21 protein-coding genes are annotated in these 24,231 nt (G+C 70.7%); 15 read left to right on the top strand and 6 right to left on the bottom strand.

The window, feature by feature from the left end; all coding sequences use genetic code 11:
- Window positions 1-85: 85 nt before the first annotated feature.
- Window positions 86-2,224, bottom strand: coding sequence for a transglycosylase domain-containing protein (locus Q9G87_RS53340; protein ID WP_371825973.1), 2,139 nt, complete (start codon window positions 2,222-2,224; stop codon window positions 86-88).
- A gap of 298 nt (window positions 2,225-2,522) precedes the next feature.
- Between Q9G87_RS53340 and Q9G87_RS53335 the strand changes: the two genes are divergently transcribed.
- The 3 genes from Q9G87_RS53335 to Q9G87_RS53325 all read left to right on the top strand — a co-directional run bounded on the left by Q9G87_RS53335 (window position 2,523) and on the right by Q9G87_RS53325 (window position 5,265).
- On the top strand, window positions 2,523-3,731 hold the full coding sequence (locus Q9G87_RS53335; RefSeq protein ID WP_305924378.1) for a hypothetical protein: 1,209 nt from the start codon (window positions 2,523-2,525) through the stop codon (window positions 3,729-3,731).
- Window positions 3,728-4,726: a hypothetical protein gene (locus Q9G87_RS53330; RefSeq protein ID WP_305924377.1), complete on the top strand. Its 999-nt coding sequence runs from the start codon at window positions 3,728-3,730 to the stop codon at window positions 4,724-4,726. Before Q9G87_RS53335 ends, Q9G87_RS53330 begins: the two co-directional genes overlap by 4 nt.
- Window positions 4,727-4,812: 86 nt before the next feature.
- Window positions 4,813-5,265: an STAS domain-containing protein gene (locus Q9G87_RS53325; protein WP_305924376.1), complete on the top strand. Its 453-nt coding sequence runs from the start codon at window positions 4,813-4,815 to the stop codon at window positions 5,263-5,265.
- Between the two features lie 6 nt (window positions 5,266-5,271).
- Here Q9G87_RS53325 and Q9G87_RS53320 read toward each other — a convergent pair whose 3' ends face one another.
- Complete coding sequence (locus Q9G87_RS53320; protein WP_305924375.1) at window positions 5,272-6,678, bottom strand: dihydrolipoyl dehydrogenase family protein; 1,407 nt, start codon at window positions 6,676-6,678, stop codon at window positions 5,272-5,274.
- Between the two features lie 186 nt (window positions 6,679-6,864).
- Between Q9G87_RS53320 and Q9G87_RS53315 the strand changes: the two genes are divergently transcribed.
- The 3 genes from Q9G87_RS53315 to Q9G87_RS53305 all read left to right on the top strand — a co-directional run bounded on the left by Q9G87_RS53315 (window position 6,865) and on the right by Q9G87_RS53305 (window position 9,309).
- Window positions 6,865-7,407 carry a hypothetical protein gene (locus tag Q9G87_RS53315; protein WP_305924374.1) on the top strand — a complete coding sequence of 181 codons (543 nt, stop codon included), beginning with the start codon at window positions 6,865-6,867 and terminating at the stop codon, window positions 7,405-7,407.
- Window positions 7,408-7,409: 2 nt separating this feature from the next.
- On the top strand, window positions 7,410-8,075 hold the full coding sequence (locus tag Q9G87_RS53310; protein ID WP_305924373.1) for a class F sortase: 666 nt from the start codon (window positions 7,410-7,412) through the stop codon (window positions 8,073-8,075).
- Window positions 8,076-8,208: 133 nt separating this feature from the next.
- On the top strand, window positions 8,209-9,309 hold the full coding sequence (locus Q9G87_RS53305) for a sialidase family protein (RefSeq protein WP_305924372.1): 1,101 nt from the start codon (window positions 8,209-8,211) through the stop codon (window positions 9,307-9,309).
- Here the strand turns inward: Q9G87_RS53305 and Q9G87_RS53300 are convergent.
- Complete coding sequence (locus Q9G87_RS53300; protein ID WP_305924371.1) at window positions 9,306-10,892, bottom strand: IucA/IucC family protein; 1,587 nt, start codon at window positions 10,890-10,892, stop codon at window positions 9,306-9,308. The two genes, Q9G87_RS53305 and Q9G87_RS53300, sit on opposite strands and share 4 nt — an antisense overlap.
- Before the next feature lie 79 nt (window positions 10,893-10,971).
- Between Q9G87_RS53300 and Q9G87_RS53295 the strand changes: the two genes are divergently transcribed.
- A complete protein-coding gene (locus tag Q9G87_RS53295) occupies window positions 10,972-12,540 on the top strand; it encodes an IucA/IucC family C-terminal-domain containing protein (protein ID WP_305924370.1) in 1,569 nt (522 codons plus the stop codon).
- 15 nt (window positions 12,541-12,555) lie between these two features.
- Here the strand turns inward: Q9G87_RS53295 and rfaE2 are convergent, their stop codons facing one another.
- Window positions 12,556-14,001, bottom strand: a complete 1,446-nt coding sequence (rfaE2, locus tag Q9G87_RS53290) for a D-glycero-beta-D-manno-heptose 1-phosphate adenylyltransferase (RefSeq protein WP_305924369.1) — start codon at window positions 13,999-14,001, stop codon at window positions 12,556-12,558.
- A gap of 93 nt (window positions 14,002-14,094) precedes the next feature.
- On the opposite strand from rfaE2, the gene Q9G87_RS53285 reads away from it, so the two are divergent.
- From Q9G87_RS53285 to Q9G87_RS53260, 6 genes are all read left to right on the top strand, one after another.
- Entirely contained in the window at window positions 14,095-15,165 is a 1,071-nt protein-coding gene (locus Q9G87_RS53285; RefSeq protein WP_305924368.1) for a glycosyltransferase family 9 protein, read from the top strand.
- A complete protein-coding gene (locus tag Q9G87_RS53280; protein ID WP_305924367.1) occupies window positions 15,158-15,412 on the top strand; it encodes a hypothetical protein in 255 nt (84 codons plus the stop codon). Before Q9G87_RS53285 ends, Q9G87_RS53280 begins: the two co-directional genes overlap by 8 nt.
- Window positions 15,413-15,473: 61 nt before the next feature.
- Entirely contained in the window at window positions 15,474-15,983 is a 510-nt protein-coding gene (locus Q9G87_RS53275; protein WP_305924366.1) for a SigE family RNA polymerase sigma factor, read from the top strand.
- The gene (locus tag Q9G87_RS53270) at window positions 15,980-17,170 is read left to right on the top strand and encodes a hypothetical protein (RefSeq protein WP_305924365.1); all 1,191 of its coding nucleotides are present in this window, start codon (window positions 15,980-15,982) and stop codon (window positions 17,168-17,170) included. The genes Q9G87_RS53275 and Q9G87_RS53270 overlap by 4 nt, the downstream gene beginning before the upstream one ends.
- A gap of 45 nt (window positions 17,171-17,215) precedes the next feature.
- Entirely contained in the window at window positions 17,216-17,794 is a 579-nt protein-coding gene (locus Q9G87_RS53265) for a TetR/AcrR family transcriptional regulator (protein WP_305924364.1), read from the top strand.
- Window positions 17,795-17,805: 11 nt separating this feature from the next.
- Window positions 17,806-18,570 (top strand): SDR family NAD(P)-dependent oxidoreductase, encoded by a 765-nt coding sequence (locus Q9G87_RS53260; RefSeq protein WP_305924363.1) that lies wholly within the window; start codon window positions 17,806-17,808, stop codon window positions 18,568-18,570.
- Window positions 18,571-18,576: 6 nt separating this feature from the next.
- On the opposite strand, the gene Q9G87_RS53255 is transcribed toward Q9G87_RS53260, so the two are convergent.
- Entirely contained in the window at window positions 18,577-19,416 is an 840-nt protein-coding gene (locus Q9G87_RS53255) for a PhzF family phenazine biosynthesis protein (protein WP_305924362.1), read from the bottom strand.
- A 65-nt stretch (window positions 19,417-19,481) separates the two neighbouring features.
- Between Q9G87_RS53255 and Q9G87_RS53250 the strand changes: the two genes are divergently transcribed.
- Entirely contained in the window at window positions 19,482-20,474 is a 993-nt protein-coding gene (locus tag Q9G87_RS53250) for a type 1 periplasmic-binding domain-containing protein (protein ID WP_305924361.1), read from the top strand.
- 95 nt (window positions 20,475-20,569) lie between these two features.
- On the opposite strand, the gene Q9G87_RS53245 is transcribed toward Q9G87_RS53250, so the two are convergent.
- Entirely contained in the window at window positions 20,570-22,084 is a 1,515-nt protein-coding gene (locus tag Q9G87_RS53245) for a golvesin C-terminal-like domain-containing protein (protein WP_305924360.1), read from the bottom strand.
- 156 nt (window positions 22,085-22,240) lie between these two features.
- Here Q9G87_RS53245 and Q9G87_RS53240 point away from each other — a divergent pair, with 156 nt between their 5' ends.
- On the top strand, window positions 22,241-24,184 hold the full coding sequence (locus Q9G87_RS53240; protein WP_305924359.1) for a family 10 glycosylhydrolase: 1,944 nt from the start codon (window positions 22,241-22,243) through the stop codon (window positions 24,182-24,184).
- The last annotated feature ends 47 nt before the right edge of the window (window positions 24,185-24,231 follow it).

Genomic DNA, 24,231 nt, shown 5'->3' with positions numbered 1-24,231 from the left:
ATCAGAGGTTTTTGTGCCAACGGTGATCAGCGCTCTATTTCATGTCCGATTTGTCGTATCCGGATGGTGGAAATCCCCCGAATGATCAGTCATCTTCCCCGCCGACGCGAATCTCGAAGGGGTTGTCGTCGTCTGCCTCCGGCTCCTCGCCCTCGGGCTGCACCGGCGCACAGCTCTGGCCGCAGCCGCCGAAGCGGGCGCTGTTCACCGGCGTGAAGTCCGTCGCCGGGACGTCCTTCAGTGCGGCGATCATGGTGTCCTTCCAGATCGGACCGGGGATCGAGGCGCCGAAGACGTTGGAGTAGTAGCGGCCGCCGATGGTGACGTAGTTGAGCTTGTGGGCGGTGGCGCCGCGCGGGTCGCCGATGCTGACCGCGCCCGCCAGGTCCGGGGTGAACCCGGCGAACCAGGCGCTGGCCTGGTCGTCCGTGGTGCCGGTCTTGCCGGCGGCCGGACGGCCGATGCCGCCGACGCCGCGCATCGTGCCCTTGGTGAACACCCCGGAAAGGATGTCCGACGCGGCGTCCGCGACCTCGGGGTCCAGCGCCTGCTTGCACTTCGGCTCGTAGTTGGTCACCTTGCCGTTACGGTCGGTGATCTTGGTAATGGCCATGGGCGCGCAGTATTTGCCGCGCGCGCCGATGGCGGCATACGCGTTGGCCACGGTCACCGGGTCCATCTCGTTGGTGCCGAGCGTGAACGTCTCGAACTCCGTCAGGGGCAGCCCGTCGGAGCGCTTGATGCCCAGCGACTTGGCCGTCTTGACCACGTTGCACAGGCCCACCTTCTGCTCCAGCGCGACGAAGAAGGTGTTCACCGAGCCCCAGGTGCCGGTGGCCAGCGACTTGAAGCCGCCGCTGCCTCCCTCGGCGTTGGTGACCGTGTGGGTCGGGTCGCCGATGCTCTTGCCCGCGCAGTTCTTGAATGAGGAGTAGTAGGGGGCGCGGTAGCCGCTGCCGACGGACAGTCCGTCGTTGATCTTCATGCCCTGCTTGAGCGCGGTGAGCAGGGTGAAGGTCTTGAACGTCGAGCCCGCCTGGAAGCCGGTGCCGCCGCCGTGCACCGCGTCGGCCACGACGTTGTATGACATCTCGTGCTTCCGCTTGGAGTCGCCGTACTTGCGGCTGGCGGCCATGGCCTTGATCTGGCCCGTGCCCGGTTGGACCAGCGCCTCGGAGGCCACTGGGTTGTCGGAGGCGTGCACGTACTTCTTGATGGCCTTCTCGGCGGCCTTCTGCATCGTGGGGTCGAGCGTGGTCTGGATCTTCAGACCGCCCCTGTTGAGGTAGCGGCTCCTGGCCTTGGCCGTCTTGGCGAAGATGGGGTTGCTGAGGATCTCGTTGCGCACGTACATGCAGAAATACGGGTACTGGCTGGCCCCACAGTTGCCCGGGAGCGGGGTGCCCTTGTAGCCGAGCTTCTTGGTCTTGGCCTCGGCGGCCTCCTCGGGCGTGATCTTGCCCAGTTTGGCCATCGTGTCTAGCACGAGGTTGCGCCGCTTGAGCAGCCGGTCGCGCTGCTCCTTGCCCAGATTGGGGTCCGTCGCGTTGGGGTCCTGCACGGCGCCGGCCAGGGTCGCCGCCTGTGCCAAGGTCAGGTCAGACGCGCTCACACCGAAGAAGCGCTTGGCCGCCGCCTCTATCCCGTAGGCGCTAGCGCCGAAGTAGGCGATGTTGAGGTACTTCTCCAGGATCTGGTCCTTGGTGTACTTCTCCTCGACCGCCATCGCGTAGCGCAGCTCCTTGAGCTTGCGCGCGTAACTGCTCTCGACCGCCGCTTTCTTCTCCTCCTCGGTGGTCGCCGAGTTGTACAGCACCTGCTTGACGTACTGCTGGGTGATGGACGAGCCGCCCTGGGCGATACCGCCTGAGGTGAGGTTCTTGGCCAAGGCGCGGATGGTGCCCTCGATATCGATCGCGCCGTGCTCGTAGAAGCGGTAGTCCTCGATGGAGATGATCGCCGTCTTCATGACGTCGGCGACCTTGTCGAGTGTGACGCTCTCGCGGTACTCCTCGTAGAACTGCGCGATCTGGTTGCCCTTGGCGTCGAGGATCTCGGTCTTCTCCGCGGGCGGGGGCTCCTTGAGCTCCTCGGGTTTGATGCCCAGGTCCTCGGATGCCGAGACGAACATCGCTCCGGTGCCTCCGACCGCGGGCAGCGCGATGGCGGCGGCCACCACCCCGGCCGCTGCCGCGGCCGCGGTCAGGCGCGCGATACTCGACACACGGGAACCCATGCGAAAATTCCCCACCTTCTGGAGTGATCTCGAGAGCAATCTCGGGCAATAGGGTGCATCCTAAACCCGCCCATGGCGTGCTCCATGTAAAAGCTTGGACCTCCCGGGGCGCCGGTTTGTTCGCCCTCGATGTGGTGATTTCCAACACATCTTGTTGATCGCCTGTCAGGGGCGGCCACGGCTTCGGTCAGGCGTCGGCAAAGAAGCGTGTGAGGGCAGGGGCGGAGGCGCGCCGCTCTGGCAACGTCTACCAGGGAATATCTTCCTGGCCTCGGTGGAGGGTCTCATGCGTCGTGTCGGAGATGGCGGACACTTCGATCGTCTGCTCGGCGCTGCTCGTACGCACTGGGCAGAGAGCCCCAGCGGTGACAGATGCATCGTGGCGGAGGTGTACGACCAGGACATCAGAGCCGTGGCACGCACGCTCCTGGTCGCGAAGGCCCTCTGCGGGGCGGCCACGGCGCGGCTGGTCGTGCTGGGCGACACGGAGGCGCGGCAGCTGGGCGAGGTGTTCGGGGCGGCTCGAGACCTGCAGCCGGAGACGCCGCCTCTCGCACTGGTCACCGACCGGGTGGACCGCGGCGTGCCCAGGGAGATCCCGGTCGTGCACGTGAACGGCACAGGCACGCTGCAGGCGTACGCGTTGTTCCCCGCGGACGGGGCGAGCTCCTTCCAGGAGGAACTGCCCGGCCAGGTCGCCGCGTTCTTCGAGCAGTACGTCTGGCCGCACCGCGACCTGATCAGGCCCAGCGTGGAACGTTCGGCTTGGCAGGCGAAGTGCGGCTACCAGGTCCGCACCGACACCGAACGCCGCCAGCTGCGTAGCTACGGCTGCGCCCGGCTGGGGCTCGATCCCGGCCTGCCCACGGTCGCCGTGTTCGGCCACAAGCCCGGCGAGGACACGGAGCTGTTCGAGACGACGGCGCACTACGCCACGTCCGATGAGTGGGCCAACTGGTTGTTCCTCGACCCGGTCGGTGGCGCCCACGCCCGGATGAAGCACGTGGCCGACACGCTGTCCACGAACATGTTGTGGAGCCTGACCGACGTCGCCGTCGCGTTCGGCGACATCGAGCTGCCGGCCTTCGGCATCCCCGTCATCCAGGCAGGCTGGTCCGAAGGGGCCGAGTGCGGCGCCACGCACGTCTCGCGCACGCCGTCCGAGCTCCGGCAGCTGCTGGAGGAGTCCATCGCCAGGCACGCCAAGGGCGACACCATCCTCACCCCCGAGCAGCGCGAGCGCGCCCGCCTGTGGCTCTGGATGCGCCGCTGCGGCGGCGACGTGCCCACCCAGCTCCTGCCGCACTGGGCACACGGCGACGACTACGCGCGCGTGCTGGGGGTCAACCTGCGGTACGTCGAGCGCGACGGCGACCCGCTCTTCGGCGCGGTCCACCGCATGTGGGAACGGCGTGACCCCCTGCTCACCCGTTTCGACTTCCATCACCCGGCAGGGCTGTCCACCATTCTGACCCCCGTGAGGAGCACGAGATGAGCAGCGCAGGATCCGCCACCGATCTCGACCAGATGGTCCTTCCGGCGATACCGCCCGCGCACGTGCTCAGCGGCCAGGTCGCCGCGTTGCAGGTGACCGACCGGCTGCATCGGGGCACGCAGATCGTGGGCCGGTTCGAGACGTCGGGGCTGGCCGGCTTCAAGATCGCCGCGCAGGGCCGCCCGCTGCGGGTGCGGATGTCGTTGTCGGTGGACGAGCGGTCGGTGACCGACTGGCACAACGGCAGCACCGAGCCGGTGAGTTCGCTGCCGCGGCTGATCCAGATCCGCTCCCAGGGGCAGCTGCGCCAGTGCGTGTTGCTGCGTGGCCGGAGGGCGCAGGCCCAAGTGGCCTTCGACCTGCCGGCGGAGGAGATCCCCGACGACGGGCTGATCTGCATCGAGGCGCTCGACATCATGGAGGGCGACGGCGTCAGCGAGGAGCTGCGCCAGATCGTGGGCGGGCGCCTCATGCGTGACGGCGTGGCGGGGCTGCGGCTCGACAAGATCGTGTTCGAGGAGGTGCCGCCGGCCGACTTCGACCCCGACACGCTCGACGGATGCCGCTGCGAGGTGTACTCGCTGGTCAGTGCCGGCGGCCTGGCGAACATCAACAAGCAGGGCGCACGCCAGCTGCGCTCGGGCATGTTCGTGATCAATCCGGTGCTGCCGGGCGCGTTCGGGTCGAGCGGCCTCATCACACTCCGGCTGGGCACAAGAGCGGAGCCGGCCAGCGTCATCCCCGCGACGTGGCGGCGCATCAACAGCGAGCTGCGCTGGTTGCGCCACGCCACCAGAAAGCTCATGCGGTCGGCGGCGCCGACGGTGGTGCGGATCCTCAGCGTCAGGGACGGCGACATAGGCCGGGCCAAGCGGCGGGTGCAGGGCAACATCACCGAGCTGGAGCTTCCCAGCCCCGCCCGGTCGCCGCTGCTGGTGATGGTCGGGGCCGTCCCGGGCGTCATCCCCACACTGGAGTCGGGCACCTCGCACTAGTAAGCCGGGGCACCGCGAGGCTTAATGGGCCGGGAAAAAGGGTGATCACCCTGTGATAACGCCGCTCTGAGGGCAGGGGAGAAGGCGTGAGCAGGAACGGCTTGCGCATCGAGACGACCCGCTATGTCCAGTGCACTGTCGTGCGTGCCAGCGGTGAACTCGACCATGCGGGACAGGTCCGGTTCAGCGCCTGCATCAACGCCGTGTGGGACTGGTCGGACGGGCCCGTCCTCGTGTTCGACCTGGCCGACCTGGATTTCTACGACTCCTCCGTCATCGGCGTGCTGGCGATGGCGATGCAGCGCATGGAAGAGGAGGGGGACAGCGGGCGGATCATCCTGGTCAGGCCCTCCGATCACCTGCTGTCCGTGCTGCGGCTGACGGACCTGCTGTCGCACGTGGAACTACGCGACAACGTCGAGGAGACCGTGGCGGAGTTGATGATGCAGTCGGGGGAATCCGCTAGCCCCGCACCGAGCCGCCCGCCCATCGTCATCCAGACGGGCGGGCGCGCCTCGCACGAAGGCGGGGCTTGCTGAATCGGCCTACAGCCCGTACGTCTCCAGCAGGCGCAGCCACACCTCGCTGACCGTCGGGAACGACGGCACAGCATGCCAGAGCCGGTCGAGCGGCACCTCCGCAGTGACCGCGATCGTGGCGGCGTGCAGCAGCTCCGCCGCGCCCGGACCGGCGAACGTGACGCCGAGCAGCACCTTCCTGTCCTCGTCCACGACGGCCCTGGCCCGTCCGCGGTAGCCGTCGCCCAGCAGGTAAGCCCCGGTGACCCGCCCCATGTCGTAGTCCACCACGCGGACGCGGAAGCCCTCTTCCCTGGCCGCCGCCTCGGTGCGGCCCACCGCGCACACCTGGGGGTCGGTGAAGACCACCTGCGGCGCGCCGTAGCCGTCGGCCAGGTCGCGCATCGCGGGAAGCTCGTCGCCGCGCGCCCGCGCCGCGATCACGTCGCCGCAGAGCCTGGCCTGGTACTTGCCCATGTGAGTGAGCAGGTTGCGGCCGTTGACGTCGCCCACGGCGTACAGCCAGCCCTCGGGGACGCCGGTCGCCCGCATGCTGTCGTCCACCTCGACGTACTTGCCGTCGGCCAGGCCCACCGAGCCGAGCCCGAGGTCGCGGGTGGCGGGCCGGCGGCCGGTGGCCACCAGCAGCTCGTCGGCCTCGAGCGGCGGCTCGTCGGGCAGGTGCACTGTCACCTTCCCGCCGGGCTCGGGCCGCTCGACCCTGACCACGTCGGTATGGGTCCGCACGTCGATCCCGGCCTCCGCGAACGACTCGGCGAGCATCTCACCCGCGAACGGCTCCATCCTGCCCAGCAGCCCGCCGCCGCGGACCAGCACGGTGGTCTGCCGGGCGCCGAGCCCGTGCATGGCCTGCGCCATCTCGCAGGCCACCACCCCGCCGCCGAGCACGGCCAGCCGCTCCGGGATCGCGGTGGCCGCGGTCACCTCGTGACTGGTCCACGGGTCGGCCTCGGCCAACCCCGGCACCGGCGGCACGGCCGCCCTGCTGCCGGTGGCCAGCACCACGGCCTGCCTGGCGGTCAGCACCCGCTCGGCGCCGTCTTCCGTGGTCACCCGGACCCGCTTGGGGCCGTCGAGCCGGCCGCGGCCTCGTACGAACTCGGCCGGCACGCTCTCGATCCACCCCACCTGGCCGGTGTCGTCGTACCGCGAGACGGCCTCGTCCCGGTGGGCCAGCACGGCCGCGACGTCGATCTCGCCGAGCGAGAGCCCGGGCACGCGGCTCACCTCGCCCGCCAGGTCGATCGGCCGCAGCAGCGCCTTGCTCGGCACGCACGCCCAATAGGAGCATTCGCCACCGGCCAGCCGTTCCTCGACGACGGCCGCCGTCAGGCCGCCGCGTACGGCCCGGTCCACGACGTTCTCGCCGGCGGGACCAGCACCGACCACGATGACGTCGAACTCGTCAGCCACCCCTGCCTCCAGAAGCACTCGTCCGTGATTCGCACTCTTTCACGCCAAGGTTCTCTCGCACCGCGCGGCCCCGCCGTAGGGCCGGGTGAGAGACCTGTCATCTCGACCTCATAGTGGCCCAACGGCCGCCTTGGAGGCTGAGGTCAGCCGCGGAGAGGCCGCGGCGGACGTCAGGAGGAGACTCACATGGGCCAGGCAATACGGCGGATCCTGCTCACGATCGCGGTCGCGCTCGGGCTGGGCGCGACCAGCGCGGTCTTCGTGACCACGAGCGCCCAGGCGGCGGCCGCCCCCACCGCCGTCCACGTCACCACCACCGCGGACGACGACGATGACGATGACGACGGCGGGCCTCCGCGAAGCGGGGTCGACACGGGCGTCGGTGGCGCGTCGCGTGACGACGACGATGACGATGACGATGACGGCGGGGCACCGCGGGGCGGGGTCGACACCGGTGTCGGCGGCGCGTCGCGTGACGACGACGATGACGATGACGGCGGGGCTCCGCGAGGCGGAATCGACACCGGCGTGGGCGGCGTGTCGCGTGACGACGATGATGACGACGATGGGGCTCCGCGAGGCGGGGTGGACACCGGTCTCGGCGGGACCGCTGAGAGCGGGAGCACCGACGGCGGGTCGGTTCCCGTGGTGCCGCTGAGTCTGGCGGGCGCCGGGCTGCTGGCCGTGGGGGCGTACTGGGTGCGGCGCGCCTTCTTCGCGGGCAGCTGACCGTGCGTGCGTTCCTGGCGACCTGCGCGCTGGTCGCGGCGGCCGGAGGATGCGCCGCCGCTCCGGCACCCCACGAGGCGGCCAGCCCCGCCCACGACAAGACGGCGACCTCAACGCACGACGGGACGGCGACCTCAACCGACGACGGGGCGGCGGCTCGGGCACGAGCCGGGGACACCCGCCCGGTGTCGGTGCCGGACTCGGGCACGTCGGATGCCGCGCCCGGGGCCGACGTCGCCAACCCTGTGCGGTTACGCATCCCCGCCATCGGCGTCTCCACCAGGGTGATCCCGCTGCGGCTCGACGCCGGGAACCGCCTGATCGCCCCCAAGCAGTTCGACCGCGTGGGGTGGAACAAGGCGGGACCGGAGCCAGGCGAGCAGGGCGTCGCCGTGATCGCGGGCCACGTCGACTCGACCACCGGCCCGGCGGTGTTCTACCGCCTGCGCCAGCTGCGCAAGGGCGACCGTGTCCACGTCGACCGCGCCGACGGCACGACGGTCACGTTCGTGGTGAACCGCCTGTCCCGCTATCCGAAGAACCGCATCCCGGACAAGGAGGTCTACGGCTCAGGCGGAGGCACCCAGCTCCGGCTGATCACCTGCGGCGGCGCGTTCGACCGCCAGCGCCGCAGCTACCAAGACAACGTGATCGTCTTCGCCGGCTGACCCCGGAACCCCGTGCCGCTGAGGAGCCAGACTCCTCGGCGGCACAGGTGTCCCTCCGTCACCGATGGCCTCATTCGTCTTCACGTAGGCCGGGCGTCGGACGTCGTTAACCCGCGGGCCGTAGCGTTCCGGCATGGCGGATCGTTATCCCACGTCGGTGCCGTACAGTCGGGCCACGGACGGCTACCACACCTACCGGATCCCCGCGGCGGTCGTCACGCGGGCAGGCACCGTGCTGGCTTTCGCGGAGGGGCGGCACGCCTCGGGCGGCGACTCCGGACACATCGACCTGGTGCTCAAGCGCTCGACGGACGGCGGCCAGACCTGGGGCGCCCTGCAGGTGATCGCCACGGAGCCACGGCGCGGCACCGCGGGCAACCCGGCTCCGGTGGCGCTGGCCGACGGCCGGATCGTCCTGGTGTTCGTCCGGCAAGGGCCGTCGGCCACCGAGGAGAAGATCCGGCGCGGCCAGGTGTCCGCAGGCGATGGGCGGCGGGTGTTCGTGCAGGTCAGCGAGGACGACGGGGTCACCTGGTCGGCTCCTCGCGAGATCACCGGCACCGCGAAGCGGCCGGAGTGGCGCTGGTACGCGACCACGCCCGGGCACGCGATCGAGCTGCGGCGCGGGCAGCACACTGGGCGGATCGTCGTCCCCGCCAACCACTCCCTGCCCCCGAGCGGTCAGGACAACGGGACCGAGGGCAAGTACAACGGCGGCCACTCGGTGCTCAGCGACGACGGCGGCCAGACCTGGCGCATCGGCTACGTCGACGACAATCCCGACGGCTACGTCAACGTCAACGAGACCACGGCCACCGAGCTGCCCGACGGGCGCGTTTACGTCAACACCCGCACCGACTCGACCGCCCCGGGCACCAGGGCCGACGCGTACTCCGCCGACGGCGGGCAGACGCTGGAGCAGCCGTTCCGCCCTCAGGCGGCGTTGGTCGGCCCGGTGGTCGAAGGCAGCGTGTTGTGGTGCGATTCGCCGGACGTGCTGCTGTTCTCGGGCCCCGCGGCGCCCGACGCGCGGGCGATGATGACGGTACGCGCCAGCGACGACTTCGGCGTCACCTGGCGGGTCGCGCACACCGCGTCCGGGCTGCCTGCGGCCTACTCCGACCTGGTCAGGGTGGACGCAGACACGGTGGGCCTGCTGTTCGAGACCGGGAGCTTCGGCCCGTACGAGAGCATCGCCTTCCGCCGCATCCCCGTCGCCGAGCTGGCGCCCTAGATCGCGCAGAGCGGGTTGGGCACTTTCGTCCAGCTGTCGCCCGGTGGCGCGCCGTCCAGCTGCGCGCACAGGAGTGCCTTCACCGTGAGATGCGGGCCGAACAGGGCGTCGCGGTCGGCTCGCACGTCCGGACCGTCCGGGAGCGCGTCGAACGCCTCTCTGGCGGCGCTCGCCACGACGGCCCACAGCCGTGACTCGGCGGCCCGGTCGCCCGCGCAGAAGAGGGAGATCAGGCTGCCGAACGTGGTGCCGACGAGTGAGCCGTACAGCTTGGCGTGCAGGACGGCGGGGTCGTCGCTGAGCAGCCTGTCGCTGACCGGCGGGACCTCGATCCCGTTGCGCGCCAGCCTGGCGGGGCTGAGCCGGACGTCGGCCAGGTCCCGGTAGACCAGGCGGGTGGGCAGGCTGCGACCTCCGTCCATCACGATCAGCAGGTTCTGACCGTGCGCTTCCAGCGCCGCGCCGAGCGCCAGCAGGCCGAGAGCGCCGGCCAGCGCTAGGCGGGCGAACACCACCAGCCACTCGGCCGGGTCGCGGACCATCTCACGGGTGACGGCCGCGACCGGCAGCACGACGCCGCCTCGGGTGACGGCGGGCGTCGGCTCGCGCAGCATGGCCGACACGTCGGCGCTCAGCTCGCCCTTGGCGGTGGCGGCGGCCCCGGCCAGGTAGCGGGCCATGTGCAGGCGGCCGCCCAGCCGTGCCGACAGGTCCGTGAGCACGTCGGACAGCGCTACGCAGTCGCGGATCGAGCCGGGGGAGATGTCCCTGACGTCCGAGGTCATGCGGGTGGTGAACGCCGTCTTGAGATGCGGGCCGCCGTCGAGCGGGGCGAGGGTGCGTACGGACATCAGCGGGTGGGACGGGATCGCACCCAGCGCGTACGGCCGCAGGGCCAGGTCGGGCAGCACGTGCCGGGTCTGCCAGGGGTGCACGGGCAGGAGCAGCCGGTCGCCGTCCGTGAGCGAGGCCGGCCACGGACCCGAGACCAGGCAGTCCGCCGCGGGCACCGCGACCAGGTCCAGGGCGACGACGGGGCGGTGCTCCGGCATGTACGCCAGCTGCTCGGCCACCGAGACACCTGGGCGGTTGCGGCAGCACGGGTGATAAGGGTGACCGTCGACCACACTCTGCTCGTAGTGCTCCGGCGTGGCGGTCGCCGCCGGGGGCTGCGTGGCGGCGCTCGCGCGGGACAGAGCCAGGGAGGCGACGCTGTTGTCCAGATCCTCGACCAGCCGCCCGGCCCCGGGCAGCCGGAGCGCGGCCAGCAGGTCGGCAGGGTGCGTCCAGGGGCGCCCGTCCAGCCACAGGGCGGGGACGCCGCCCAGGTCGTACGGCAGCCGCACCGGCCCGGCCATCCGCCGCCCGTTGGACAACATCACAACGGCCTGCCCGGCAGGAGAGCCGGGAGACCCCTGGCCCGGGGATGCGGCCACGCCGGGCAGGGGTTCGTGGAGGAGGCTGCGCCACAGGCGACCGAGCACGGCGGCTCGCGCGCCCGGAAGCGCCGCGGCGTAGGACGCCGACAGATCAGGACGTACAACGGCCAGCTCGGCCGCGAACTGCTCCTCAAGCAGCCCCATATTTCACACTATTTCCAGAAATATCCTGGGTATCTAGCCTATGGGCATTAATAGGCATAAATGGTAAGAAAAGGTCGCCATGGCATCCACGGAGCTCTCGTCCCCTGGGCCTGAGCGAGAGGCACGGACGGTCGCCGCGGCCCTCGCGGTTACGGCGCTGCTCAACTGCCTGCTCCGCGAAACGGCCCGCCCGGGCCCGGATCCTGGGACGTTCGCCCTCGCCGCGACCGGCCGCGTGCTGCGAGTCCACGGCAAACGCTTCCCGGCTGAGCCGGAGCTCCGCACGCCCGACGGCTGGCGGCCGGTGTCGCTGGACGACCTGATCGCGCTGGCGGCGGCGGAACTCCGCGCGAGCACCGGGGTGGACAACGACGTGCTGCCCGCCGAGATCGCCCACAGCCGGGACGTCGCGGCCGCGCTGCTGGCCGCCCGGCAGGCCGCCGCGCCGCCCGCGGACCCGTACGTGCGCTCCGAACAGGCCCTCGTCGCCGGGCACCGCTACCACCCCGCGCCCAAGGCCCGCGGTGGCGCGGGTCCGGAGGAGTGGCTGCGTTACGCGCCGGAGGCGCATGCGAGCTTCGTCCTGCCGCTGCTCGGCGTGCCCGCCGAGGCCCTGGTGGAGGAGGGGGAGGTGAGCGCGCTCGATCGGCTGGGCCCGCTCCCGGGCAATGGCGTGGCGCTGCTGCCCGCGCACCCCTGGCAGGTCGAGCTGCTCGGCGGCCTGCTCGGCGGGCGGCTGCGTCACCTGGGCGCCACGGCGGCCGTGGCCGTGCCGACGGCATCGATCCGCACGGTCTACCTGCCGGAGCTCGACCTGTTCTGCAAGTTCAGCCTGGATGTGCGGATCACGAACGACGTTCGCCGCCTGTGGCTGCGCGACCTGCGCCGGCTCCGCGCGGTCGCCGACCTGGTCGACGGCGCCTTCGACGGCCTGCCCGAGCATGTGCCCCGGCCCGCCGTGCTGCGCGACCGCGGTTACCGCAGCGCGGAGCTGGGCGGGGACGGGGGCGAGGCGCTGGCCGTGATCGTACGGGACGGGCTGCGCGAGCACGTGCGCCCGGGACTGACCGCGCTGATGGCGGCGGGGATCAGCGAGGGCTTCCCCGGCACCCCGCTCGACGGGCTGGATGAGGACCGGGCGCTGCTGTGGTGGGAACGGTACCTGGAGCACCTGGTGCCGCCGGTTCTGCACGCGTACCTCCGCCACGGGGTCGTCCTCGAATGCCACTTGCAGAACGTGCTCGTTGCGGTGGACGAGCACGGCCTGCCCGCCCAGGCGCTCTACCGTGATCACGAAGGCGTCAGGGTCGTCGCGGAGCGGCATCCCGAGATCCCGCGCTCGGGCCTGGTGAGCCCGTCCTACGGCTGGGAGCGGCTGGTCTACTGCCTGGTGACCAACAACCTCTACGAGCTCGCCGGGGCGGTCGCAGAGCGCCATCCGCGGCTGTGGGAGGAGTTGTGGGCGCGGGCGAGGGCCGTGTTCAAAGGCGCCGGGCGGGATCACGGCGATCCGGAGGACGTGCGGACACTGCTCTCCAGCACGCACATTCCGGCCAAGGCCAATCTCCTGCTGCGCTGGACGGACGCGGCGGGAGAGGCGATGCGGTGCGTGCCCGTGCCCAACCCCCTGAGACTCTTTACGGCATAAGCCACTCTCGCCTGCTCACGCATCGGGCGGCAGGAGTCGCTCGGGCAACGATTTCACGCGGCCGATGATGGCGGTGGTCGAGCGGTCGGGAACGTAGCCGAGCACCCGCACCTCGCCGCCCAGGGCGCGCACCAGCGGCGCCTCCTCCAGCATTTCCGGTGTGTAGTCGCCGCCTTTGACATAGAGCTCGGGGCGGATCATTCTGAGCAGCCGCTCCGGGGTGTCCTCGTCGAACTCGACCACGTAGTCCACGTCGTTCAGCGCCGCGAGCACCGACATGCGGTCCTCGCACGGGTTGACCGGCCGTCCCGGGCCCTTCAGCCGGGCCACGCTCGCGTCGCTGTTGACCGCCACCACCAGGACGTCGCCGAGCTGCCCCGCCTGCTCCAGATAGGTCACGTGCCCCCGGTGCAGCACGTCGAAGCAGCCGTTGGTGAACACGACCCGCTCGCCCCTGCGCCGGTGCTCGTCCAGCAGCCGGGCCAGCCGCTCGGGGGTCTGCACCGCGCCCTCGCGGCGGCGCAGGGCGTGCAGCAGGTCGTGCCGGGTGCAGATGGCGGTGCCCGAGCGGCGTACGACGACGCCGGCCGCGGCCTGGCCCGCCTGCGCCGCCTCCTCCGGTGACGCGCCGTCCGCCAGCCAGAGCGCGAAGGCCGCGGTGTAGGTGTCGCCCGCGCCCGTGGTCATGTGCTGCGGCGCGGGCTGCGCGTAGGTCCGGTACGGCGGGCAGCCGCTCCTGTGCAGCAGCGTGCCCTCGCCGTCGAGCGTGGTCACCACGATCTCGGCGCCGGTCAGCTCCAGCAGCCGGTCGCTGCGCTCCATCAGGTAGGCCGGCCGGTCCACCTCGCCGTCCTCGTCGCCCAGCAGGCGTACGACCTCGGCGTAGTTGGGCAGGACCGCGGCCGGCGCGCACTCCCGCCACGACGCCACCGCGTGCGCGTCCACCACCAGCAGAGCGACCTCGGCGAGCGCCCGGCGCACCGCGGGCGTGCACACGCCGCCGCCGTAGTCGCAGGCCACCACCACGTCGGCCCGGCCCACGGCCTCCGTCACCCGCCGCAGCAGCTCGCTCTCGGCCTCCGCGGGGAGGACGTCGTGGTCCTCCTCGTCGTAGCGGGCCGTGAGCTGGCCGCTGGCGACCAGCCGCCGCTTGTGCGCGGTACGCCGCCCGGGCACGGTCAGCAGGTCCGTCTCCACGCCGAGCAGGCGCAGCGACTGCACCAGCTCGTCGCCGGGAGGGTCGTCGCCCACGACGCCGACGAGCCGGACGCGGGCCCCGAGCGCCACGAGGTTGGCCGCCGTGTTGGCGGCGCCGCCCGGCGCGTTCTCGGTCGCCTCCAGGCTCATCACAGGCACTGGCGCCTCCTGGGCCAGCCGTTTCGCCGAGCCGAGCAGCCACGAGTCCAGCATGACGTCGCCCACGACCACGGCGTTGACGGTCTTCTCGTTCGCGGTGCCCATGAGGAGCGAGTACCTGTGAGAGCTGTGCTCAAACCAGGCGGTCGCCTCTTGTCCCAGGTTATGGGGGGTACGACCTGGGGTAGCCAGGCGGCTATGCAAGGGGACCTGGTCGACGGCGTGGAGCGGATCGCGGTGCTGCGGGCCAACGCGATCGGCGACTACCTGCTGGCCGTCCCGGCGCTGGAGGCGCTCAAACGGGCCTACCCCGGCGCCCGGTTGACCTTGCTCGGCACCGCCTGGCACGCCGAGTTCCTCACCGGGCGGCCAGGGCCTGTGGACGACGTGGTGGAGCTGCCGCCGATCTCGGGGATCTCGACGGCGGAGCGCGGGCACACGGCGCCGGAGGAGGTGTGCGAGCGGCTGCGGGAGCGCGGGTTCGACCTGGCGGTGCAGATCCACGGCGGCGGCCGGTTCTCCAACCCGTTCATCCGGCGGCTCGGTGCGCGCGTGACGGCCGGGCTGCGCGCGCCGGGCGCCGAGGAGCTCGACCGCTGGGTGCCGTACCCGGACTTCCATCACGAGACCCTGCGCTTTCTGCAGGTCGCAGCGCTGGTCGGCGGGGTCGCGGACGGGCTGGAGCCGCGCCTGGCGGTCACCGGCGAGGACCACGACGAGCTGGCCCGCGCGTTCGGCGAACCGCCGCCGGGGCTGGTCGCCGTGCACCCGGGTGCGAACGATCCACGCCGCCGGTGGCCGGTGGAGCGCTTCGCCGAGGTCGCCGACCGGCTCGACCGGCCCGTCGTCGTCACGGGCACCGGTGAGGAGCGGAATCTGGTCGAGGGCGTCGTGGCCGCCATGAGCCGCCCGGCGACTCCTGTCGCGGGCACGCTCGGCCTCGGCGGCCTGGCCGCGCTGTACGAACGCTGCGACCTGGTGATCGCCAACGACACCGGTCCCCGCCACCTGGCGGCCGCCGTCGGCACGCCCACGGTCGCCGTCTATTGGGTCGTCAACCTCATCAACGCCGGGCCGATCTCCCAGACCAGGCACCGGCCGCTGATCTCGTGGACCACGACGTGCCCGGTGTGCGGCGCCAGTGGCGTGGACCTGCGGGCCGAGCGCTGTCCGCACGACCTCTCGTGGGTGATCGACGTGTCCGTGGGCAGTGTGATGGAGCAGGTCAGAGACCTGCTCACGGTTGAGGGGAGAAGTGGACATGACTGACCATGTGGTGCTGGAGGAGCTGCGGCAGGCCATCGACGAGGCGTTCGGCGGGCGCGACCGGGTGTCTATCCGTGAGGTGTACGCGGCCGCCTCCGAGCACCTGAACCTGCCTGCCGATGTGCTCGCCTACCTCAACGAGCTGCCCGAGGGCGCCTACGACAGGCAGGAGGTGACCGAGGCGATCAACCAGGTCATCAGGCGCCGGGGCGAGCAGGAGAGCCTGGGCCTGCTGGATTCTCCGGACTAAGGCGCATAGCGGGACGGCGGCGCGGCGTCTGAGAGGGTGAGGTCAAGCCCTGGAGGTGATCGTGGACGCTGCGGACGAGCAACGTTTCCGCGAGTTCGTCGCCGCGCGTTCTCCCGCACTGATGCGGCTCGGGTTCTTGCTCACCGGTGGTGACCAGCACGCGGCCGAGGACCTGGTGCAGAGCGCGCTGGCGAAGCTGGCGACCAAGTGGCGGCGCGTGGAGGCGCCGGAGGCGTACGCCAAGCAGATCATGTACCGGCAGCAGATCAGCCGGTGGCGGGCGGTCGGGCGGCGCGGCGAGGTGGTCCAGGCGAGCCTGCCCGAGTCGGCGGACCGGGACCTCAACCACCAGAGCGAGTTACGCATGGTGCTGCGGTCCGCGCTTGCCAGGCTGACCGTGCGGCAGCGCGCGGTGCTGGTGTTGCGGTATTTCGAGGACCTGCCCGAGAAGGACATCGCACGGACGCTCGGCTGCTCCGTCGGCACGGTCAGGAGCACCGCGCACAGGTCCCTGGCGCGTCTGCGCCAGATCGCCCCCGAGCTGGCACAGGAACTGGAGGTGGCCCGGTGACTCGACTGCTTCGCGACACGCTGCACGAGTGGGCCGACGAGACCCGCGTCCCGCACGACCTGGCCGACCGGGCGCTACGGAGGCGCGCCTGGAAGCCTGCGGGCGCGGCCGTGTTGGTGATGGCGCTGGTGGCCGCCGTCGCGGTATTCGTCACCGGACAGCGCGCACCCGAGGTGACGGTACGCCCCGCCGACGGCGTCACGCTCCCGGCCCGGCCCTCGCCGGCGCCGACCGATGTGCGGGCCGACACCGAGCACAGCCCGCCGACCGGGTTCATCGCCGCCGGCCGGCTGGCTGTTTCCGCGTACTACACCTACCGTCGCGAGCCGGTCGCGGACGGATGGGAGCGTGTGGAGCGGACGTGGTCGCTTTATGACCCGCGCACCGACGGCTACGAAAAGACCTCCTGGGTCTGGGTGGACGCCGCTCCCGGCCTGCAGGTCGCGGCCGTGTTGGAAGGGGATCTGCTCGGCAAGCGGCTGGGCATCCTCGACATGAACACCAGGCAGATCCTGAAGTGGTTCGACCTGGAGCATGCGGCGGCGGCCGTCTCCTGGTCCCCCGACGGCACCAAGGTCGTCGCCACCACCTACTCCGGCTACCCGGACATCGCGCCGACGGAGAACGAGAGCGTGGGTCCGGTCCCTGCCAGCGGCGCCCGCACCGGCTACTACATCCTCGACGTCGCGGCCGGCACGGCCGATTACCACCAACTGGCGCCGATGCCCGACGACGGGAGCCCGTTCAACATGAACGGCCGCCAGGACCTCGGCTGGACGCTGGACGGCGCCATGCTGTGGGCGCCCACCAGCACCACACCGGACCGGGTGTTCTACAGCCTCGACGGCCAGCCCCGCGACGCGCCCGAGGGCCAGCAGTACGTGGGCTACTCGTCCCACTCGGCCGTCTCGCCCAACGGCCGTCTCGTGCTCGGCCCCGACGGCCTGCCCACCATGATCACTGATCGTGAGACCGGCCGGATCGTCGGCCGCCAGAACGTGCTGCAACTGCACGCCTGGGCCGACGACGACAACGTGCTCGCGCTCGGTTGCGCCGGCTCGTGCGAGAACGAGTTCAACAACGGCCTGGTCCTGATGAGCGTCGACGGGAAGCGGATGACCCAGCTTGCCGCCAACCGGGACAGCAACAAGGACGGCGCCTGGCGCTGGGTGCTCACACCTCGCTAGGCTTATTTTTGACCGATCGTTCTCGATAGTGTTAGCGTTGCCGCTGTGGCACGGAGCAAGGAGTTCGACCCCGAGATCGCGCTGGGGAAGGCGCTCGAGCTGTTCTGGGAGCGCGGCTACGAGGCGACGTCGATGGCGGACCTCGTGGCGCACCTCGGCGTCGCGCGGGCCAGCATCTACGGGACCTTCGGCGGCAAACGGGAGCTTTACCTGAAGGCGTTGGAGCTCTACCTGGCCCGCCGCGACGTGGTGGCGCCGCTGTCCCAGCCGGGTCCCGCGCTGCCCGCGCTGCGTGCGTTCCTCGACTCCTACGTCGCGGAATGCCTGGCAGACGAGGCCCGGCGGGGCTGCATGGTGGTGAACACGGCCGTGGAGTTCGCCTCCCGCGACCCCGTCGTGTCCCGCAAGGTGACGGCGAGCTGGACGGAGCTGGAGACCGCGCTGGCCTCCACCCTGGTCAGGGCTCGTGCTCAGGGGGAGATCCCTGCGGGCAAGGATCCGCACGCGCTCGCCCGGTTCCTGCTCGTGCTGCTGCAGGGCGTCAGGGTGCTCGGCCGGGCCGACCCGGACCCGCGACGGCTGCGTGACGCGGTCAACCAGGCCATGACAGCCATCCAAATTTGAGAACGATTGGTATGGAATTGAAGAGATTCGAGGACAAGGTCGCGCTCGTTACCGGCGCCACCGGGGTCGTGGGCGGGGCGGTCGCGCGGGCGTACGCGAAGGAGGGCGCGGCTGTGCTGGTCGCCGGGCGCGACTCCGGGCGGCTGGCCGCGCTGGTGAAGGGGATCAAGGCGGACGGCGGACGGGCGAGCGCGTTCGCCGCGGACGTCACCAGATCCGCCGAGGCCGCCGCCATGGTCACCGCCGCCGTTTCCCGGTACGGCGGGTTGAACGTGGCCTGCAACGCGGCCGGGATCTTCGGCATGCTGGCGCCGGTGGCCGACTACGACGAGAACGTCTGGGACGACGTGCTCGCCGTGAACCTGAAGGGCGTGTTCCTGTCGATGAAGCACGAGATCGCCCACATGCGCGCGCACGGCGGCGGCGCCATCGTCAACGTCGCCTCCAACCTGGGCGCGCACTGGCGGCTGCCGGGGGCCGCCGCCTACGCCGCCTCGAAGGCCGCGGTGAGTCACCTGACCCGCACCGCCGCCCGCGACCACATCGCCGACGGCGTCCGCGTCAACGCCATCAGCCCCGGGCCGATCGACTCGCCGATGTCGACCCGCCCGGGCGAGACCCGCGAGGAACGGGACGAGCGCCTGCGCGGCGCGCTGCCCATCGGCCGGGTCGCCACCCCGGAGGAGATCGCCGCCGCTGTGCTGTGGCTGTCGTCTCCGGAGTCGAGCTTTGTCGTCGGCCAGGATCACGTGATCGACGGCGGCGCCACCGCCTGACCGGCGCTACGGGATGGGCACTGCGGTGCCGGAGACCTTGACGCGTGTGTCGCCGGGAATCGCGGTGCACGTCAGCAGGCTGGGCCGCCCCATGTCGACGCCCTGATGAATGGTGACGACGGCGCCGTCTTCGAGGTGTCCCAGAGCGCGTAGGTAGCCGGTGAAGGCGGCTGCCGCCGCGCCGGTGGCCGGGTCCTCGACCACGCCGCCGGGCGGGAACGGGTTGCGGGCGTGGAAGACCGTGGGGGCTTCGGCCCAGAAGAGGTGGACGGTGGTCCAGCCCAGTTCTGCCATGATCTTGCCAAGGGCTTCGAAGTCGTAGTCGAGGTCGGCCAGGCGGTCCCGCGAGGCCGCGGCCAGCACGAGGTGGTCGTTGCCGGCGTTGGCGACATGCGCCGGGTAAGTGGGGTCCAGCTCATCGGCCGACCAGCGCAGTGCGGCCAGTGCGAGCCGTACCTCATCTGCAGAAGCCAGGCGGGTGGAGGTGGGTGGGCTGGTCAAGGTGGCGGTGATGCCGCCGGCCGGGCCTGCGGCGATCTCCACCGGGACCGGGCCTGCCTGGGTGGCCAGGTGCACGGTTCCGGGACCGATCCGCTCGCCGAGCGCGACCGAGGTCGCGATCGTCGCGTGGCCGCAGAAGGCGACCTCCGCCAGAGGGCTGAAGTACCGGATCCGATACTGGCGCTCTCCCGTGGGAAGCAGGAAGGCCGTTTCGGAGTAGCCGACCTCGGCGGCGATGGTGAGCATCTCCGCGTCTGACAACCCCTGGGCGTCCAAGACCACTCCGGCGGGGTTGCCCCCGGAGGGAGTGGTGGTGAAGGCGGTATATCTCAGGACTTCGGTCACCCGACCATCATCGCGCCTGGTGCCCCCTGAACAGACGCCGAGGTCGATGATGTCAGGCTGGTGGTGTGCCGAACGTCGCCGACCGACGACTCCGGATCGGAGTGCCCCTGTCCCTGTCTGGAAAGTACGCCCGATTTGGTGAGCAGGTCGGGCTGGGGCTCGACATCTGGCGAGGTTTCCACCCGTCCATGGAGTTGATCGTCGAGGATGACCGAAGCGATCCGGAGGTGCTGGAGGGCATGCTCCGCCGGCTGTCGTCGCGGTGTGACCTCCTTCTGGGGCCGTACTCCACTCGGCTCATGCGCCGGGCGGGCCGGATCGCCGTGGAACTGGACCGGCTGATCTGGAATCACGGGGGTTCGGGCGATGACGTGGAAGCGGCTCATCCCGGACATGTCGTCTCGGTCCTTACGCCGACGAGCCGGTACGCCGAGCCCTTCGTGCGGCGCCTGGACCATCGGGACCCGCTGTGGATCGCCGAGGGCAAGGGGAGCTTCGGCCGGCAGGTGGCGGCGGGGGCGCAGGCGTGCGCGGATGAGCTCGGCATTCCGGTGATCCGGGTCGGGCCCGGGGACGCTCTTCCGGAGGGCGGCTCGTGGAATCTGCTCTGTGCTGGGTCGTTTGACGAGGACGTCGAGGTGATCGGGCGGGCCGGGAGTCCGCGGGTCGTTTGTGCCGTGGCAGCGGGCGTGCGGGAGTTCGGCGACGCCGTGGACGACCCTCGAGGGATCTACGGGGTCGGGCAATGGTTCCCGGGGAGCGGTGGCGAGGCCGCCATCGGGATGAGCGAGCGGGATTTCGTCGAGGCCTATCGGGAGCGGGCCGGGGTCCTGCCCGACTATCCCGCCGTCCAGGCCGCAGCTGCCGCGATCATCGCGACCCACTGCGCCGAGGAGGCGGGAAGCGCTGAGCGTGAGGAGTTGTGGGCGGTCGCCGGCGCGCTGGAGACCAGCACGTTGTTCGGCGCCTTCGCGATCGACCCGCGCACCGGCCTCCAGGTCGGCCATCGGGCGGTGCTCACCAGGTGGGAGGCTGATGGGCCTGTTGCCGTGGGCTGAGCGAAGGGCAGGGCCCGCACCCGCTTGGGCGGGCGCGGGCCGTACGAAGGGTGGGCCCGCACCTGCCGGAGCGGGCGCGGGCCGTATGAAGGGTGTCAGAGCCGGCTGATGCGGACCGCGTCGGCGATGACGAGGCCCGTGCCGGAAGTCCAGCGGCTCACGCCGACCACGTTGTACGTGCCCGCGTTGAGGGAGAACGTGCCGATGCTGCGCCACGCCCCGCCGCCGGAGCGTTGGTCGACGTACACGGTCTGGTTGCCGCCCGAGGCCGCCACGATGTACGGCGCCGAGCTGTTGTACCCGGGATCAGCCGGATGCCAGACCTCGACCCGGTACGTGCCGGCGCTGGGGATCGTCGCCGAGTACCAAGCCGGGTCGCTGGCGGCGACCGGGTCGGCGAAGCGATAGTCGGCGCCGTAGCGCTGGCTGGAGTAAGCGGAGGTGCCCCAGTTGGCGCTGGCGGTGAACTGCCCGGCCGTGGCGTTGTCGACGGTCGTCGTCCACGTCGGGGTGCCGCCGCCGGTCACGTAGTTCATGTACGTGGTCCAGTTCCAGTGCGAGCCCGGGTCGGTGTGGGTCGCGCCGGGCACCTCGTTGTGTCCGATGATGCCGGTCCTGGTCTTGGGGATGCCGTACTTGTCGCACAGGGCCTTGGTCAGGGCCGCGGAGGCCCGGTACATCGCGTCGGTGAACCACGAGGCGTCGTTGACAAAGCCCTCGTGCTCGATGCCGATGGACCGGGTGTTGTAGGTCCAGTTCCCCGCATGCCAGGCGATGTCCTTATCGCGGACCATCTGGGTGATGGCGCCGTTGGAGGACTTGATCACGTAGTGCGCCGAGACATTGGCGCTGGGGTTCTGGAACCAGGAGATCGCCCCCGCGTACGAGCCCTGGGTGACGTGGACGATCACCCGGTCGATGTTGTAGCTGGACTCGCGGCTGGAGACGGTGTAGTTGCCGGAGTTGGCCGGCACCCAGGCGGCCGGCGGGTAGTCGGGGCTGGCGACCTCGGCCTGCGCGTTCAGGTCGCGGGCCTGGGCCAGGTCGCCGCGGTCGGCGGTGACCTCCTGCGGCTTGACCTGCACGCCGCGGGCGTCGATGCCGAGGCCGAGCTGCTCGTACACGGCGTCGGCGTACAGGCGGGCCAGCTCGGGCGAGGAGGCGTTGCCGTACTTGGCGACGGCCTTGTACCAGCGGCCGAGGTCCTTCCTGGCGGTCTCGTCGAGGCCCAGCGCGTCGGCGTGGGAGCGCAGGACTGCCGCGCCGCCGAGGATGTTGGCCTCATCGTCCTTGCGCAGCTTCTCGGCCGGGAGCTTGGTGAGCTCGGCGGCCTTCTCGAGCGAGTGGTTGGTCGGGTTGCTGACCAGGTGCATCAAGCCGTAGCCGGCGCTGGCGCTGGGCTCGCCGTTGTGGCCGTCGAGGTGGGTCTCGGCGTAGGCGAGCGCGACGAGCAGGTCGCGCGGCACGTCGTACTCGGCCGCCGCCTTGGCGAAGGCGGCGGGCAGCGGGGCCTCCTTGGCCGCGGCCATGGTGGGCTGGCCTGCGGCGATGAGGAGGACGGCGAGAATCGAGGTGGCCAGGGCTGCTAATCGCGTGCGGGCGAGAGTCATGGGTGCTCCTCGTTCACAAGGGTGACGGGAGCAACGTATGGCATGTCCTGACTGATGTCGATAATTGACATTACTTAGGAGTTAGGTGAAACTTTCCACCCACAGCTTTTGTGAAGACTATTGCGCTTTAGTGTCATAGCCCTGAAACTTCCCTTCGTGACCGCGCTTCTGCGTACCGTCTTAGCGGCGCTCACCGCCGCACTCGTCAGCATCGTCACTCCCACCGCCTCCGCAGCCGCCGCCGCCTGCACGATCGATCCCGCCACCCCCAAACGCCAGCTCAGGGCCATGTGGATCTCGTCTGTCGCGAACATCGACTGGCCCAGCCGCACCGGACTGAGCGCGGCGGCGCAGCAGGCCGAGTTCCGCGCCTGGCTGGACCTGGCCGTCGCCAAGCGCATGAACGCCGTGGTCGTGCAGGTCAGGCCGACGGCCGACGCGTTCTGGCCGTCGCCGTACGAGCCGTGGTCGCAGTGGCTGACCGGCACTCAGGGCGGCAACCCCGGGTACGACCCGCTGGCCTTCATGGTCAACGAGGCCCACGCCCGCAACCTGGAGTTCCACGCCTGGTTCAACCCGTACCGGATCGCCAACCACGACGACCCGACCAGGCTCGTCTCCACGCACCCCGCGCGGCAGAACCCGTCCTGGCGTTTCGCCTACGGCGGCAAGCTCTACTACAACCCGGGCATCCCGACGGTACGCGACTTCATCGAAGACGCGATCATGGACGCCGTCTCGCGTTACGACCTCGACGGTGTGCACCTCGACGACTACTTCTACCCCTATCCGGTCAGTGGCCAGAGCATTCCGGACACGGCCACCTACCAGCAGTACGGCGGCTCGTTCGGCAACATCGCCGACTGGCGGCGCAACAACGTCAACCTCCTCGTCCGCGAGCTCGACCAGCGCATCCACGCCGCAAAACCGCACGTGTCCTTCGGGATCAGCCCGTTCGGGATCTGGCGCAATTCCGGCACCGACCCGCTCGGCTCGCGCACCTCGGGGCTGCAGTCGTACGACTCCATCTACGCCGACAGCCGGCAGTGGGTGAAGCAGGGCTGGGTCGACTACATCGCGCCGCAGATCTACTGGCACATCGGCTTCTCCACCGCCGCTTACGAGGTGCTCACCGCCTGGTGGTCCGACGTCGTACGCGACACCGGCGTGCAGCTCGTCGTCGGCCAGGCCGCCTACCGCGCCGGCGCCTCCGGCCAGGACGCCGCCTGGCAGGACCCGGCCGAGCTCAGCGACCACCTCACCGACAACAGGAAGCATCCCGAGGTCGTCGGCGACGTCTACTTCAGCGCCAAGGACGTCAAAGCCGACCGGATCGGCGCGATCACCAGGCTAGTCAACACCCACTACACCAAGCCCGCGCTGCTTCCGGCCCGCGGCTCGGCCGCCGCCCCCGCCGCGCCGGTCATCACCTCCGCCACCCAAGGGACGAACGGCGTCCAGCTGACCTGGAGCGGCTCGGGCACTTCGTACGCCGTCTACCGCGTCGCCGGCTCCCCGTCGGCCGCCGACCCGTGCTTCTTCGCCGACGCCCGTAACCTGATCACCACTACGAGGAAGACCACCTTCACCGACCCGCCCGCCGGCGGGACGCAGACCTACTACGTGACCGCGCTCAACAGGACGCACCAGGAGAGCGCGCCCAGCGCCGGCCGGGTCGCCTCCGGCGGCTCGGGGTACAGCGTGGTGATCGACAACGCCGAGTCCGGCTTCACGGCCAGTGCCAACTGGGGGACCTCCACGTACTCCACGCAGGTGCACGGCAGCGACTACCGGTTCGCCGACCCGGTCGCGGCCAGCGATCCCGCCTGGTTCCAGGCCTCGATTCCGAGCGCGGGCGACTACCGGGTGGAGGTGTGGCATCCGGCCAACGCCGGCTACAACAGCGCGACGCCGCACATCGTGGCCGCGTCGGGGGGCAACCAGACGGTCACCGTGGACCAGCGGTCGGGGGGTGGTGCGTGGCGCAGCATCGGCACGTTCTCCCTCAACGCGGGCACGTACAACGTGGTCGGCGTGAGCCGCTGGACCTCCACGACCGGGTACGTCATCGCCGACGCCGTCCGCATCACCAAGCTCTGATGCCGGGGCATTGAGGAGGCTGGGCAGGCCGGGTCGGCGATCGTACG

The organism is Nonomuraea turcica, assembly GCF_030718205.1.
Classification (GTDB): Bacteria; Actinomycetota; Actinomycetes; order Streptosporangiales; family Streptosporangiaceae; genus Nonomuraea.
This window is presented reverse-complemented; position numbering and strand designations above follow the sequence as displayed.